15 protein-coding genes are annotated in these 14,762 nt (G+C 73.1%); all 15 read right to left on the minus strand.

Annotated elements, in window-relative coordinates:
- Positions 1-280: 280 nt before the first annotated feature.
- The 15 genes from hypE to ACGF4C_RS33080 all read right to left on the minus strand — a co-directional run bounded on the left by hypE (position 281) and on the right by ACGF4C_RS33080 (position 14,671).
- Positions 281-1,270 (minus strand): hydrogenase expression/formation protein HypE, encoded by a 990-nt coding sequence (hypE, locus tag ACGF4C_RS33010; protein ID WP_393571430.1) that lies wholly within the window; start codon positions 1,268-1,270, stop codon positions 281-283.
- 142 nt (positions 1,271-1,412) lie between these two features.
- Positions 1,413-2,537 (minus strand): hydrogenase formation protein HypD, encoded by a 1,125-nt coding sequence (gene hypD, locus ACGF4C_RS33015; protein WP_393571322.1) that lies wholly within the window; start codon positions 2,535-2,537, stop codon positions 1,413-1,415.
- Complete coding sequence (locus ACGF4C_RS33020; RefSeq protein WP_201811825.1) at positions 2,534-2,857, minus strand: HypC/HybG/HupF family hydrogenase formation chaperone; 324 nt, start codon at positions 2,855-2,857, stop codon at positions 2,534-2,536. Before ACGF4C_RS33020 ends, hypD begins: the two co-directional genes overlap by 4 nt.
- 48 nt (positions 2,858-2,905) lie before the next feature.
- Entirely contained in the window at positions 2,906-5,353 is a 2,448-nt protein-coding gene (hypF, locus tag ACGF4C_RS33025; protein ID WP_393571325.1) for a carbamoyltransferase HypF, read from the minus strand.
- On the minus strand, positions 5,350-6,123 hold the full coding sequence (gene hypB / locus ACGF4C_RS33030) for a hydrogenase nickel incorporation protein HypB (RefSeq protein WP_393571327.1): 774 nt from the start codon (positions 6,121-6,123) through the stop codon (positions 5,350-5,352). Before hypB ends, hypF begins: the two co-directional genes overlap by 4 nt.
- Before the next feature lie 3 nt (positions 6,124-6,126).
- A complete protein-coding gene (locus ACGF4C_RS33035; RefSeq protein WP_393571329.1) occupies positions 6,127-6,507 on the minus strand; it encodes a hydrogenase maturation nickel metallochaperone HypA in 381 nt (126 codons plus the stop codon).
- 168 nt (positions 6,508-6,675) lie between these two features.
- Positions 6,676-6,780 (minus strand): DUF6893 family small protein, encoded by a 105-nt coding sequence (locus tag ACGF4C_RS33040; protein ID WP_393571331.1) that lies wholly within the window; start codon positions 6,778-6,780, stop codon positions 6,676-6,678.
- Positions 6,774-7,409, minus strand: coding sequence for a hydrogenase maturation protease (locus tag ACGF4C_RS33045; RefSeq protein ID WP_393571333.1), 636 nt, complete (start codon positions 7,407-7,409; stop codon positions 6,774-6,776). Before ACGF4C_RS33045 ends, ACGF4C_RS33040 begins: the two co-directional genes overlap by 7 nt.
- Positions 7,406-8,824, minus strand: coding sequence for a hypothetical protein (locus tag ACGF4C_RS33050; RefSeq protein ID WP_393571335.1), 1,419 nt, complete (start codon positions 8,822-8,824; stop codon positions 7,406-7,408). The genes ACGF4C_RS33045 and ACGF4C_RS33050 overlap by 4 nt, the downstream gene beginning before the upstream one ends.
- Positions 8,821-9,537 (minus strand): DUF6084 family protein, encoded by a 717-nt coding sequence (locus tag ACGF4C_RS33055; RefSeq protein WP_362148334.1) that lies wholly within the window; start codon positions 9,535-9,537, stop codon positions 8,821-8,823. Before ACGF4C_RS33055 ends, ACGF4C_RS33050 begins: the two co-directional genes overlap by 4 nt.
- Positions 9,534-10,202, minus strand: a complete 669-nt coding sequence (locus tag ACGF4C_RS33060) for a DUF5947 family protein (RefSeq protein ID WP_393571337.1) — start codon at positions 10,200-10,202, stop codon at positions 9,534-9,536. The genes ACGF4C_RS33055 and ACGF4C_RS33060 overlap by 4 nt, the downstream gene beginning before the upstream one ends.
- Positions 10,199-10,783: a hypothetical protein gene (locus ACGF4C_RS33065; RefSeq protein ID WP_393571339.1), complete on the minus strand. Its 585-nt coding sequence runs from the start codon at positions 10,781-10,783 to the stop codon at positions 10,199-10,201. The genes ACGF4C_RS33060 and ACGF4C_RS33065 overlap by 4 nt, the downstream gene beginning before the upstream one ends.
- A complete protein-coding gene (locus ACGF4C_RS33070) occupies positions 10,780-12,564 on the minus strand; it encodes a nickel-dependent hydrogenase large subunit (protein WP_393571341.1) in 1,785 nt (594 codons plus the stop codon). Before ACGF4C_RS33070 ends, ACGF4C_RS33065 begins: the two co-directional genes overlap by 4 nt.
- Positions 12,565-12,672: 108 nt before the next feature.
- The gene (locus ACGF4C_RS33075) at positions 12,673-13,761 is read right to left on the minus strand and encodes a hydrogenase expression protein HypE (RefSeq protein ID WP_030416750.1); all 1,089 of its coding nucleotides are present in this window, start codon (positions 13,759-13,761) and stop codon (positions 12,673-12,675) included.
- A gap of 181 nt (positions 13,762-13,942) precedes the next feature.
- Positions 13,943-14,671 carry a DUF4232 domain-containing protein gene (locus ACGF4C_RS33080; protein ID WP_393571343.1) on the minus strand — a complete coding sequence of 243 codons (729 nt, stop codon included), beginning with the start codon at positions 14,669-14,671 and terminating at the stop codon, positions 13,943-13,945.
- Between the last annotated feature and the right edge of the window lie 91 nt (positions 14,672-14,762).

Consider the following 14,762-nt stretch of genomic DNA (forward strand, 5'->3'; position numbering starts at 1 on the left):
CCCCAACGGGAGGGGACGGGCCGGAGGGGCCGGTGTTTGGGACGTAAAGCGTCAGCAGTCCCAAACACCGGCCCCGGAGGTCCGTCACCGCACCCGACACCCACCCAGCCCGCCGCAGGCGCAACGGCGAGAAGCCCCGCGGCGCCGCAGACGGCTACGTGCGCGGCGCCGCAAAGCGCAACGGCGAGCAACCCCCGCGGCGGGACGGCCAACTACGTGGGAGGCGCCCCAAAGCGCACAACGGCGAGCCCCGCGGCGGGACGGCCAGGTACGTGGGAAGTCAGCAGATGCGCGGCAACTGCTCGCCCAGCGGCAGGTCCACCACACGGGTGCCCCCCAGGGGTGTGCGGGCCACGACCATGCCGGGGTGGGTTGCGACGGTCTCGCCGATGATCGCCGCGTTCGCACCCAACGGGTGCCTCCGCATCGCGTCCAGTACCGCGTCGGCGTGTTCGCGTGGGACGAAGGCCACGAGCTTGCCCTCGTTGGCGACGTACATCGGGTCCAGCCCGAGGATGGCGCAGGCGTTGGCGACCGCGGGGGGTACCGGGACGGCGCGTTCCTGGATGACGATGCCGGTGCAGGACGCGGAGGCGATCTCGCACAGCGCCGCGGCCAGGCCGCCGCGGGTGGGGTCGCGCAGGACGTGCAGGTCGGGGGTGACCGCCAGCATGGTCTCGACGAGCCCGCCGAGCGCCGCGCAGTCGCTCTCGATCTCCACGCCGAACTCCAGGCCCTCGCGGACGCTCATGATGGCCACGCCGTGCACGCCGATGTCGCCGCTGACGATCACCACGTCACCGGGGACGACGCGCTGCGGGCGGAGGTCGACGCCTTCCGGGATCAGACCGATGCCGGCGGTGTTGATGTAGACGCCGTCGCCGTGGCCCGCCTCGACGACCTTGGTGTCCCCGGTGGCCACCTCGACGCCGGCGACCCGGGCGGCCGCGCCCATCGCATCGGCGACACCGGCGACCACCGGCATCTCCACGCCCTCCTCCAGGATGAAGCCGCAGGAGAGGTAGGCGGCCCGGGCGCCGCTCATGGCGAGGTCGTTGACGGTGCCGTTGACGGCGAGGTCGCCGATGCTGCCGCCGGGGAAGAACAGCGGACGGACGACGAAGGAGTCGGTGGAGAACGCCAGGCGGGCGCCGCCCAGTGAGACCGCGGCGGAGTCGCCGAGCTGGGCGAGGACCTCGCCGCCGAAGGCGGGCACGAAGATCTGCTGGACGAGCTCTGCGGAGAGCGCGCCGCCCCCGCCGTGTCCCATGACGACCCGTGGCTGGTCGCGCAGCGGGGTGGGGCAGGTCCAGCCGGAGATGTCGACGGTGGGCAGTCCGCGGTCGGCCGGGGTGGGGGCGTCGGCGGGGGCGTGGGACGCGTGCGACGTCGTCAGCGGGGTGTGCGGGGTGTCAGGCAACGGGGCTCGCCTCCAGCGGGGTGGGCGGGGTGCTGAGTCGGCGGTACAGGTAGTAGGCGGCGCACGCGCCCTCGCTGGAGACCATGGTGGCGCCCAGCGGGGTGCGCGGGGTGCAGGTGGTGCCGAACGCCTCGCACTGGTTCGGCTTGATGAGCCCCTGGAGGACCTCGCCGCTGCGGCAGGCGGCCGGTTCGCGGGTGGTGATGCCCTCGACGGAGAAGCGGTGTTCGGCGTCGTGGTCGCGGTAGCGCTCTGAGAGCCGCCAGCCGCTGGCGGGGATGGTGCCGATGCCGCGCCAGGTGCGGTCGGTGACCTCGAAGACGTCCTCGAGCATGGCCTGCGCGGCGGGGTTGCCCTCGCTGCGGACGGCACGCGGATAGGCGTTGTCCACGGTGTGTTCGCCGCGCTCCAGTTGGCGCACGGTGCGGCGGATGCCTTCCAGGATGTCCAGCGGTTCGAAGCCGGTGACGACGATCGGGACCCGGAAGCGTTCGGCCAGTGCGGGGTACTCCGCCATGCCCATCACGCTGCACACATGGCCGGCGGCGAGGAACGCCTGGACCCGGCAGCTGGGTGAGTTCATGATCGCCTCGATGGCGGGCGGGACCCGGACGTGCGAGACCAGCATGCTGAAGTTGCGGATGCCGAGCTTGCGGGCCTGATGGACCGTCATGGCGTTGGGCGGGGCGGTCGTCTCGAAGCCGACGCCGAAGAACACCACCTCGCGTTCGGGGTTCTGCTGGGCGGTCTTCAGCGCGTCGAGCGGGGAGTACACCACCCGTACGTCGCCGCCCTCGCCGCGCACCTGGAACAGGTCGCGGTCGCTGCCGGGGACCCGGAGCATGTCGCCGAAGGAGCAGAAGATCACGCCCGGTCGGGAGGCGATCTCCAGTGCCTTGTCGATCACCTCCAGCGGTGTGACGCACACCGGGCAGCCTGGCCCGTGGATCAACTCAACCTGTTCCGGGAGGAGTTGGTCGATGCCGTGCCGGATGATGGTGTGCGTCTGGCCGCCGCAGACCTCCATCAGGGCCCACGGCCGGGTAGCCGTGGCCCGGATGTCGTCCAGCAGCCGGCGGGCCAGCTCGGGGTCCTGGAATTCGTCGATGTACTTCACTTCCGCGCCTCCCGCGCCGTGTCGCCGCCGACGGCCGCGGGTGCGGCGCCCGCCTCCGCGGCCGCCGCCTCCCACGGGTCGCCGAACTCCTCCTGGAGCAGCCCCAGTTCTTCGAAGAGGGCCAGGGTCTGGCGGGCCGAGTCCTCGTCCAGGCGCTGCAGCGCGAAGCCGACGTGGACGATCGCGTACTCGCCGACCTGGAGGTCGGGGACGTACTCCAGGCACACCTCCTTGACCACCCCGCCGAAGTCGACGGTGGCCATCCGGGTGCCGTCCCGTTCCTCGATGTCCAGTACTTTGCCGGGTACCGCCAGGCACATGGGCCTCTCCTCGTCATCAAGCGTCGTCCGCCGCGGCCGCGGCGCCGTTCAGGGCACGCCGACCCCGCCGTGCACGGGTGCGGTGCGCGCCGCCACGACGATCTGGCCGAGCGCCAGGCCCCCGTCGTTGGGCGGGACCCGGCGGTGTCGCAGCACGGTGAAGCCGTCCTGGCGCAGCAGCCGGGCGGCGGCCTCGGCGAGCAGGGTGTTGGCGAACACCCCGCCGGTGAGGACGACCGTCGTCAGGCCGGCGCGTTCCCGGGCGAGCGCGCAGCAGCGCCGTACGAGTCCGGCGACCGCGGTGTGGAAGCGGGCGGCGATCAGTGCCGGTGCGGTGCCGGCCCGGAGGTCCGCGACGACGGCCGTGAGCAGCGGCGCCGGGTCGGCGACGGTGTCGGCGGCCGCGCGGTCCGCCGGAGCGTCGGGGCCGGTGCGCAGGGCGAAGGCGTAACCGGGTGCGGGGTCCTCGCCGGCGGTCAGGGCCGCGGCTTCGAGGGCGAGTGCGGCCTGTGCCTCGTATCCGGCGCGGTGGCAGATCCCGGCCAGGGACGACACCGCGTCGAAGAGGCGGCCCATGCTGGAGGTGGGTACGCAGTTGAGGTCGCGTTCGAGCTGCCGGGCGAGCAGCCGCCGTTCGTCGGGCGGGCAGGCGGCGACCGGCGGGAGGTCCGCGGCCCAGTCGATGCCGGCCGCGCGCAGGTGGGCCAGGGCCATCCGGTAGGGGCGGCGTACGGCGGTGTCGCCGCCGGGCAGCGGTACGTAGGCGAGGCGGCCGAAGCGGCGGTAGCCGTCGTAGTCGGCGAGCAGGATCTCGCCGCCCCAGACGGCCTGGTCGTCGCCGTAGCCGGTGCCGTCGAAGGCGACGCCGATGACCGGGCGGCTGCCGTCGAGGCCGTGTTCGGCCATGGCCGCGGCGATGTGGGCGTGGTGGTGCTGGACGCGGACCAGCGGACGGCCGTCGGTGTGCCGCTGGGCCCACTGGCCGGAGCGGTAGCCGGGGTGCCGGTCGGCGGCGAGGAGTTGGGGGCGGACCCCGGTGACCGTCTCCAGGTGCGCCTCGGCCCTTTCGAAGGCGAGCTGGGTGGCGAGGTCGTCCATGTCGCCGATGTGCGCGGACAGCCAGGCGCGGCGGCCCTCGGCCAGGCAGAGCACGTTCTTCAGGTCGCCGCCTGCGGCGAGCGCGGGGCGGACCGGCACCGGGAGCGGGACCGGGAACGGGGCGTAGCCGCGGGAGCGGCGGACGAACAGCGGCTCGCCGTCGTCGGTGACCCGGACCACCGAGTCGTCGCAGGGGACGCGGATCTGACGGTCGTGGGTGAGCCAGGCGTCGGCCAGTCCGGCGAGCCGCCGCACGGCGTCCTCGTCGTCGGTGACGATCGGCTCGCCGGCGAGGTTGCCGCTGGTCATCACGAGCAGCCGGGGGCCATGGGGGTCGTCGGGCAGGCCGAGCAGCAGGTGGTGCAGCGGGGTGTACGGCAGCATGACGCCCAGGTCGGGGCTGCCGGGGGCGACGGCGGGGGACGGCACCGGTGCGTGAGGGGCGGGTGCGGGGTGCGGGCTGCGGCGGAGCAGGACGATGGGGCGCTGGGGGCCGGTGAGCAGTGCGCGTTCCGCGGACCGGATGCGTACCAGGTGGGCGAGGTCGTCGATCTGACGGGCCATCAGGGCGAAGGGTTTGTCGCCGCGGGCCTTGCGGCGGCGCAGCAGGGCGACGGCGGTGTCGTCGGTGGCGTCGCAGACCAGGTGGTAGCCGCCGAGGCCCTTGACGGCGACGATCGCGCCGGCGGCGAGCAGCTGCCGGGTGGCGGCGACCGGGTCGGGGTCCGGTGCGGGCCGCGGCGCAGCGGTGGGGGCGGAGAGTTCGGAGGGCTCGGCGAGCAGCAGCCGCAGCCGGGGGCCGCAGTCGTGGCAGGCGATCGGCTGGGCGTGGAACCGCCGGTCGGCCGGGTCGGCGTACTCCCGTGCGCAGCGCGGGCACATCGGGAAGCGGTCCATGGTCGTGCGGGCCCGGTCGTAGGGCAGCGCGGTGACGATGGTGAAGCGCGGACCGCAGTGTGTGCAGGTGATGAAGGGGTGGCGGTGGCGGCGGTCGGCCGGGTCGGCCAGTTCGGCCAGGCAGGCGTCGCAGGTGGCGGCGTCGGGTGCGACCAGGGTGCGGGAGGGGCCCTGGCCGTGGGAGGGCAGGATGCGAAAGCCGGTGTCGCCGGTGGCGGTGAGGTCCTCGCCCTCCACGGCGTCGACGACGGCCAGTGGCGGCGCTTCGCCGGCGATCCGGGCGCCGAAGGCGGCGAGCGCGGCGGGCGGGCCCTCGACCTCGGCGAGCACGCCCTCGCCGGTGTTGGTCACATGACCGGCCAGGCCCAGTTCGGTGGCGAGGCCGTGGACGAACGGGCGGAAGCCGACGCCCTGGACGACGCCGCGCACGGTGATCCTGCGGCGTGCGGTGACCGGGGCGGGGGCGCCCGCGGGGGCCCGGTCGACCTGCCCGGTGGTCATGAGCGGCTCGACGCCACGGTGCCGGGGTCGGCGGAGTGCTCGTCGCACGGCTGAGGTTCGCCGTCGTCGTGGACGTGGTGGGAGGTGCGGGTCATCACGGGGATGTGGACCGGCGCGCCGTCGCGGGCCGCCAGCGCCCGGTCCAGCAGCACTCCCTCGCCGACGCCCTGGCGCACCGAGGTGAGGTGCACCTCGACGCCGGGGTTGACCCGTTCGACGTTGGCGCGGAACTCCTTCTCGTCGAAGGAGACCGCCTCGGCGATGTCGGTCTTGGTGACCACGACCAGGTGGGCGAGGCCGAAGGCGGTGGGGTATTTCAGCGGCTTGTCCTCGCCCTCGGTCACCGAGGCCAGCACCACCCGCAGGGTCTCACCGAGGTCGTAGGAGGCCGGGCAGACCAGGTTGCCGACGTTCTCGATGAACAGCAGCCGGGTGTCGGCGGGGAGCCAGTCGTGCAGGTGCCCGCCGAGCATCTCGGCCTCCAGGTGGCACAGCCCGTCGGTGAGGATCTGTTTGACGGGTACGTCGGAGCGGGCGAGGCGGACCGCGTCGTTCTCGGTGGCCAGGTCGGCGGTGAGCGCGGCCACCGGGATGCCGCGCTCGCGGGCGAGGGTGAGTTCGCGCTCCAGGAGGGCGGTCTTGCCGCTGCCGGGGCTGGAGAGCAGGTTGACCAGCGCGGTGCCGCGGGCCGCGAGGTCCTCGCGCAGGGTGTGGGCGCAGGCGTCGTTCTTGGCGAGAACCGCCTGTTGCAGGTCGACGACACGGCACATGGTTCAGCGCTCCTGGGAAATCGGTGGGTGCGGCACGGTGTCGTGCCAGCACACCCGGACGATCTGCAGTTCACGGCCGGACAGCAGCTCGGTGTCCGTCCCGCCGCAGCCCGGACAGGCGAGCTGCGGGGGCATGCCGGGCGGCCAGGTCCGGGCGCAGGCGCCGCAGCGGGCGCGGGCCGGTACCGGTTCGATGGCGAGTTCCGCGCCCTCCAGCGCCGTGCCCGCGCAGGCGAGCTGGAAGGAGAAGGTCAGTGCGTCGGGGACCACTCCGGCGAGTTCGCCGACCTGGAGGCGGACGCTGCGCACCGCGGTGGCCCCGGCGGGCCGGGTCGCGCCGTCGACCTGGTCGACGACCGCGAGCGCGATGGACATCTCGTGCATCGGTCCCTCTCTGCTGCGGGACTAATGGGTGCCGCCGGGCCGGTCCGCGGATCCGCGCGGGGCCGCCCCGGGCCCTTGGGATCATTAGACGGCGCGGGCGCGGGCGGGCCGGGGTGCCTCGCCGGGGCGGCGCTGCGGCGTCCTTCGTTCGGTGCAGCGCCGCCGCGGTCACATCGCGCGGATGCGCAGATAGCGCTTGATGTCGGGCAGGTTGCTCTTCAGGGCGAGGGCGAGCACGGCGGCGGCCGCCGTGCCGAGGATCAGTTTCAGCATGGGGTGGTGCTCCTCTCGGTGGTGTCCGCGTCGGTGTCTGCGTCGGTGTCTGCGTCCGCGTCCGTCTCCCCGGCCACGTCTGTGTACGCGTCTGCTTCTGCTTCTGCTTCTGCGGGCGCGTCGGCCCCGACCAGGCGCAGGATGAGTTCCACGGCCTCGTCGACGGCGGCCTCGACCGGGTCGCTCAGGCCGATCCCCTCGGCGGTGTCGGCCGGTTCGCAGCCGACGACGAGGACGCGCCGGGGCGGGCGGCCACCGGTGCCGGCGCTGAGGGTGTCGAGCAGTGCGAGCACCGCGTCGGGGGTCATGTGGTGGGCGTCGAGGGCGGCGGCCCGCGGGCGCGGGGTGGCCGGTTCGGTGGCGTCGAGGAGGTGGACGGTGCCGGGTTCGGCGCCGCGGGCGGTGGCGTCGACGAGCAGCACCATGTCGTAGCCGTCCAGCATCTGGTAGGCGAGGTGGACGCCCCGTACGCCGGTGTCGACGATCTCGACGCCGTCCGGGAGGGGGTGTGCGCCGAGCCGGCGGACGGCCTCGACGCCGAAGCCGTCGTCGCCGAGGAAGATGTTGCCGACGCCGGCGATCAGCGTCTTCTCGGGCGGCCGGGCGGCGCCGGCGGCGGGGGCGCTCACAGGGCCTCCAGGGGAGCGAGTTCGTCGGGCTGGAAGTAGAGGAAGCGGCCTTGTTCGCGCCGGATGTCGGCGCCCGGGTCGTCCTCCAGCGTCACCGCGAGGTGCACCCCGCCGTCCACGTCGTGCAGTACGGCCTCGACGAGGGCGGTGCGGCCGTGCAGGAAGAGGTCCTGGGCGTCGGTACGGCGCCGGCCGGGCTTCAGCAGCACCCGGCTGCCGGCGCCGACCGGCCGTCCGTCGATGCTGATCCGGTCGGTGGCGGGGTCGACGTCGCGGTCGCCGCCCGGGTCCCACCAAGGCGTGCCGGGGCGGGTGCCGGGCACGTCGGGGGCCTGGTCGCCGGGTGCCTCCGGGCCGGGGCCGGTGACCTCGCGCAGTGCGCGTACGGCGCCGTGCAGCCGGTCGAGGACCTCGGGGGGCATGGTGTCGGCGAGTGCGATGACGTCGGCGGCGCGCGGGTCGGTGCCGCGCGCCTCGCGCTTCTCCTGGTCGGTGAGGGCCGCGGTGCGCAGGGCGAGGATCTCGTCGATCTCCAGGGCGTCGTAGAGCGCGCCGGGGCTTTCGGGGGCGACGGCCGGGTGGTCCTCCAGGATGATCGGCGAGGACAGGACCACGTCGGCGCGGCCCGGTTCGCCGGCCAGCACCGGCCAGGTGTGTTCGTTGCGGCAGGTCGCGACGGCGGCCCGGGCCCATTCGGGCGGGTCGGTCTGGGACAGGAAGCGGCCGGCGCTCAGGCCGAGGAAGAGGTGGGCGCCGATCAGTGCGTGCGGCAGTGCGTCGGTCCGGTCCGTGCTGCCGGAGGGGGCCCAGTCGCCGGTGTTCTCGACGGTCGCGGTCAGCCGCAGTGCGGCGTACGGTCCGTCGAGCGGGCTCGCGGTCAGCCGGATCCGCCCGTCGATCCGGGCGCGGCGGCGCACCAGCCGGCCGATGAGGCGTCCGTCGGCGTCGTGCACCGGCTCGGTCTCCTCGCTCGCCGGCCGGGTGAACGGCAGGGTGCGGCCGGTGCCGGTCAGTTCGGTGACGGCGGCGTCGAGGGTGAGGCGTTCCTCTGTGGCCTCGTCCCAGGGGACCAGCACCCGGTCGGGCAGTTCCAGTTCGTCGACGGTCTCGAAGTCGCCGTCGGGGCGCAGGCGTTGGACGGTGCGGCGCTGGGCGTGCAGGAACCGCAGTTCGGCCGAGAGCCGGGCGCCGGACTTCGGTTCCATCAGGCATTCGGTGCGCTGGTGGGCGTGCTCGGCGCCGGCGGCGGTCCAGCCGGGCGGGACGAGGACGCCGAACTGCCAGCGCAGCCGGTTCTTGGCGGCGGAGGCGCGGTACGGGTAGAGCACATAGCCCTCGAACAGCACGGCGTCCGCCACCTGGCGGGCGGCGGCGAAGCGGTCCGTCATCCCGTCGGGCCGGATGCCGGTCGTCATGGGGCGGTCCTCTCGGCGAGCGGGCGGGCGGCGGTGCCGGGGAAGGGCCGTGCGTGCCGGGCGGGCGGCGGGGGCGGCGGGTCGTCGCCGGCCGCGGCGAGCAGCGCCTCGACGGCCTGCTGCCAGGAGGGCAGGGCGTGCCGGGAGCGGTAGGCGAGCAGCGCGTCGAGGGTGGTGCGGGGCAGCCGCAGCCAGCCGCAGCCCGGGAAGTGGGTCTCGATCATTTCCTGCCAGACCGTCACCGGCATCCGCACCTGCGCTTCTTTGTGCCAGGGGACGGGGTGGACCCGGAAGCCGCCGGCACCGGCGAAGACGGTGCCGGAGAACAGCAGCAGCAACGGGACCTCGCCGTCGGCGAGTGCGTGGAAGTAGCGGCCGGCCGCGACGTCGAGGTCGTAGCTGCAGGGGACGGGCAGCTCGATCTCGGTGGTGCCGGTGAAGCCGGGGACGACGTGGGAGACCTGGGCGAACTGCAGGGGGTGCAGGGTGCTGCTCCAGCGGGAGCGGTCGCCGAAGAGGTCGGTGAGCGCCTCGGCCTCGTCGGGCCGGTAGTCGCGGCGGGCGGGTTCGATCCGGATCTGGCAGCGCAGCGCGACGGCGTGCACCCGGTCGGCGGGGTCGGCGGTGGACAGGCGCAGCCGGAAGAGGAGGGTGGGTGCGGCGGCGCGGCGGTCGGCGCGGACGCCGGTGCAGTCGAAGGTCAGCTCGGTCACGGCCGGTCGTCCTCCCTCGGCTCGCGGGCCCGGCGGGCGACCGTGGTGAAGAAGTCGGTGAGCGCGGCGCGGGCTTCGGCGCCGCCGTCGAAGCCGTGCCACAACAGCCGCATCCGGCCGACGAGTTCGTAACAGATGTCGATCGGTACCAGGTAGCAGTCGGTGCGGTCGTCGGTGCGGCGCAGCAGCAGGGCCTCGACGTCGGGCCGGAGGAGCGGGGCGAGGCGGCTGCCGGCGAGTACGGTTTCCCAGGCGGCGGGGTCGAGTTCGCTCTCGGTGGCGCCGGCCGGGCTGGGGTAGAGCGCGACCAGCCGGTCCAGGTCGGAGTGGCGGAGGAAGAAGGCGACGCCGACCGGGATCCGCAGCAGGTCCCAGGCCGCCTCGTCGAGGGTGTGGCCGGGGTCGGTGAGATAGCGGTCGGGGACGGTGCGAAACCGTCCGCGGCCGGCGCCGGGCTGTTCGAAGAGCAGGGCGCAGGGCGTGCAGGCGCAGGCCAGGGCCCGGCGTTCGGTGTCGACGAGGTGGCGGTGGTTGTGGTCGGCGAGCACCACGCCGCACAGTTCGCAGCGTTCGGGGGTGGCCGGGGTCGGGGCGCGGAAGCGGCGCAGCCCGCGGTGGGCGGTGTGCGGTCCCAGGCGCGTGGCCACCGGCTGACTGCCGGTCATGAGGCGGTGGCAGGGGCCGGCGGGCGGCTGGAGATCTGCAGCAGGACCGGTTCGTCGGCGGCCGGTGCCGCCTCCCACTCGACGGTGCTGACCTCGGGGGCGAAGCTGCTGACCGCTGCTTCCACGGTCTGCCGGCCGGTGCCGTCGGCGCCGGAACAGCCGCAGCCGCCGGCGTCGGCCGCCCGCAGCCGCAGGGTGCCGGTGTCCGGGTCGAAGCCGGCGGTCTCGGCGGGGTGCCGGCCGCGGACGCTCTCCAGGGCCCGTCCGATGCGGGCCTCGGTGTCCTCGGGGTGCAGATCGTGCAGCGCGAGCAGGCTGGTGACCAGGGGGTCGCCGAGCAGCGCGGTGCGCTGGGCGGGGTGCGGCCCGGTGCCGTCCGGGGTGCGCTCCAGGTGGTGCATGATGCGGGCGAGCCCGGCGCCGTAGAAGTCCATCAGGACGCGGACCAGTTCCTCGGCGGCGGCGCCGGTGGCGGGGTCGCCGTTCTGCGTGAGCCGGTCGAGCACCTCCTCGATGCGGCGGCCGGCCTCTTCGGCGCTGGGTGCGGCGGGCGGTGCCTGGCGGTCGGTGGGGGCGCTCATCCGGCCAGTCCGCTCAGCCCGGTGGGGACGTGCTCGGCCCGGACGGTCTTGCCGTCGCCGACGTACATGTGGACGCCGCAGGGCAGACAGGGGTCGAAGCTGCGCACCGTGCGCATGATGTCGATGCCCTTGAAGTTCTCCGGGGGGTTCTCCTCGAAGATGGGGGTGTTCTGCACCGCGTCCTCGTAAGGGCCGGGGGTGCCGTAGGTGTCGCGGGTGCTGGCGTTCCACGGTGTCGGCGGGTACGGGTGGTAGTTGGCGATCTTCCCGTCCCGGATGACCATGTGGTGGGAGAGGACGCCGCGGACCGCCTCGGTGAAGCCGACGCCGATGGACTCGTCGGGGACCTCGAACTTCTCCCAGGTCCGGGTGCGTCCGGCGCGGACCTCCTCCAGGGCCTGTTCGGCGAAGTGCAGCGCCATGGCGGCGGTGTACGCCTGGAAGTAGGTGCGGGCGCGGTTGCGTTCCAGCGCGTTGCTCCACTTGGGGATCTGCCACTCGAAGCGGGCCTCGGGGCGGGTCAGGCTGCGCGGCAGGTCGATGACGACGCTGTGGCCGGTGGCCTTGACGTAGGGGGTGTCGACGAGTCCGGAGAGCGCGGTGGACCACAGGCGGGCGATCGGTCCGCCGCCGGTGTCCAGCGCGAGGTGCTCCTTGCCGTCGAACCAGCGCGGGGACATCACCCAGCTGTACTTGTCGGCGAAGTCGCGCTTCTGCGGGGCGGGGATGGTGTGCTGGTTCCACGGGTGGCGGGCGTCGATCGGGTTGCCCAGCGGGTCGTGGGTGACGAACTTCTCCTGGTCCGCCCAGTCCTGGTAGTAGGAGCTGCCCAGCAGGATGCGGATGCCGAGGTTGATCTCGGTGAGGTCGTTGGTGACGAGCTTGCCGTCGACGATGATGCCCGGGGTGACGAACATCTTGCGGCCCCAGTCCGTCATGTTGCGGTAGGTGAAGTCGCAGTGGTCGGGGTCGTTGAAGGCGCCCCAGCAGCCGAGCATCACGCGCCGCCGGCCGACCTCCTCGTAGCCGGGCAGCGCCTCGTAGAAGAAGTCGAAGAGGTCGTCGTGGAGCGGGACGACCCGCTTCATGAACTCGACGTAGCGCATCAGCCGGCTGAGGTAGTCGGTGAAGAGCTGGACGCTGGCGATGGTGCCGACGCCGCCCGGGTAGAGCGTGGAGGGGTGCACATGGCGGCCCTCCATGAGGCAGAACATCTCCCGGGTGTAGCGGCTGACCTGGAGCGCCTCGCGGTAGAACTCGCCCTCGATGGGGTTGAGGGAGCTCATGATGTCGGCGATGGTGCGGTAGCCGTGTTCGCCGGCGTGCGGGGCCTCGGTGCGCCGGGCGAGTTCCCAGACGCCCGGGTTGGTCTCGCGGACCATCTTCTCGCAGTAGTCGACGCCGACCAGGTTCTCCTGGAAGATGTTGTGGTCGAACATGAACTCCGCGGACTCGCCGAGGTTGATGATCCACTCCCCCAGGTGGGGCGGCTTGACCCCGTAGGCCATGTTCTGGGTGTAGACCGAGCAGGTGGCGTGGTTGTCACCGCAGATGCCGCAGATCCGGCTGGTGATGAAGTGCGCGTCGCGCGGGTCCTTGCCGCGCATGAAGACGCTGTAGCCGCGGAAGACCGACGAGGTGCTGTAGCACTCCGCGACCCGCTTCTGCTTGAAGTCGATCTTGGTGTGGATGCCCAGGCTGCCCACGATCCGGGTGATCGGGTCCCAGGACATCTCCGTCAGACCGCTGCCGTCACCGGCCGCCTTAGTCGTCGGTGCCATCGTGTGTGCCGTTGCCCTTCTTCTGTACGCGGGAGGTGGGGTCGCACGGGGCGGCGGGGGTGCCGGACGGCGAGCGGGGCCGGGTCGGCCGCTGCACGGTCCGTACGGTCACCACGGCCGGCGGAATCCGGTGGTCAGCTGGTCGCCGCGGTGCCGCCACTTGGGTTCCTGGTCGACGGTCTTGGCCGTGATGTCGCGCAGGCGGCGGACGACCCCGCCGTACGCGGCGCTGGCGGTGCTGGAGAGCTTGCTGCCGGGCGGCTCGTCCATGAACGGCATGAACTTGTCGGGGAAGCCGGGCATGGTGCAGGCGATGCAGATGCCGCCGACGTTGGGGCAGCCTCCGATGCCGTCCATCCAGCCCCGCTTGGGCACGTTGCATTTGACCACGGGACCCCAGCAGCCGATCTTCACCAGGCACTTCGGCGAGTCGTAGGCGGTGGCGAACTGGCCCTGCTCGTAGTAGCCGGCGCGGTCGCAGCCCTCGTGGACGGTGGCGCCGAAGAGCCAGGTGGGCCGCAGCTGGTCGTCGAGCGGAATCATCGGGGCCGCGCCCACGGCCTGGTAGAGCAGGTAGACCAGGGTCTCGGCGAAGTTGTCCGGCTGGATCGGGCAGCCGGGCACGCAGACGATCGGGATGCCGGCCTTGGACTTCCAGTCCCAGCCCAGGTAGTCGGGCACGCCCATGGCGCCGGTCGGGTTGCCGGACATCGCGTGGATCCCGCCGTACGTGGCGCAGGTGCCGATGGCGACGACGGCGAGGGCCTTGGGGGCGAGCCGGTCGATCCACTCACTGGTGGTGATCGGCTGGCCGGTCTCCGGGTCGTCGCCGAAACCGCACCAGTAGCCCTCCGGCTTGATGGCCTCATTGGGGATGGACCCCTCGATGACCAGCACGAACGGGTCGATCTCGCCGCGCTCGCCCTTGAAGAACCACTCGATGAAGGTGTCCGCGCCGCCGACCGGCCCGCATTCGAAATCGATCAGCGGCCAGTGGACGGCGACCTTGGGCAGGCCGGGCAGCACGCTGAGCGCGATCTCCTCGATGCTGGGCTGGGTCGCGTTCGTGAGCGACACCGAGTCACCGTCGCAGCTCAGGCCGGCGTTGATCCAGAGGATGTGGATCGGCGGCTGGTCCTCGGTGGACGGCTTTCCGTCCGCGGCGGACTGGGGGGCCACGCTCGATGCTGCGGACATGGGGTCTCCTCGGCGAATCCGTAACGAAAGCCCCGTACGGGACTTCCGTTCACCTTGGTAACACCCCACGCGGTGCGCGGCCGGTTGTCCTGGGCCGTTGCGGTGAAGGCCCGGAAATGGCTCGAGGGCACCCGGAGTACCGGGCGCCCTCGCAAAGCCGTGCCGAAAGCCGTGCCGTCCGTCAGCCCAGCGAACCGGCCTGCACCGCGGTCACGTCGAACCGGCCGCCGCACACCCGCAGGCCGCGGCTGCCGGTGGTCATCGACTCCTTGGAGCCGGGCGGGTAGACGAAGACGAGCTGCGAACGGCTCCAGCAGGGGGTGTCCGACACGCCCTCGTTGACGGTGTGCAGCACGGCGTGCGCACTCTGGCCCGGCTGGAGACGGACCGCACCGCCCGGGCCGCCCTCCCGGGTGGCGGGCTTGCCGACCGGCGAGCCGTCCCGCTGGATCAGCGAGACCCCGGGGAAGCCGCGCAGCGTACAGGCCTTCTTGCCCTTGTTCGTGAAGACCAGGGGGTAGCGGATGTTGCCCGCGCCGATGTCGGAGGCGCCCAGCCGCAGCGACATGTTGGCGGCGGTGCAGCGGTCCGACGCCGTCATGACCGAGGCGCGCGACTCCGTGGTGCCCGGCACGTTGCCCTTCGCCTTGCTGCCGGCGGACGCAGAATTCGCCGCATTCGCCGAGGGCCGCTCACCACCGGCCGACTGCTGGGTACCGCCGGTCGTGCTGCCCGACGGCTCGGCACCGCTGCCCGCCTCCTGGGAGGTGGCGGGTGCGGCGGCCGACGAGGGGCGGGAGGCGGCGCCGGTCCCGTCCTGGCAGGCGGTGAGCGTGAGCGCCGCGACGGCGATCAGCGATCCGGCGGCGACACGGCGGCCACGGCCGAGTGTCTTGGTGGTGAGCGACATGAGTGTCTCCCCCTCGTCTGGTAGGTGCGAGCTCGTCGTTTGGTTGCGTACGGTCCGTCCGTTGCTCTTCCAGCGTGGCCCCGGGCGCTGC

It is taken from the genome of Streptomyces sp. NPDC048197, from assembly GCF_043202395.1.
Classification (GTDB): Bacteria; Actinomycetota; Actinomycetes; order Streptomycetales; family Streptomycetaceae; genus Streptomyces; species Streptomyces siderophoricus.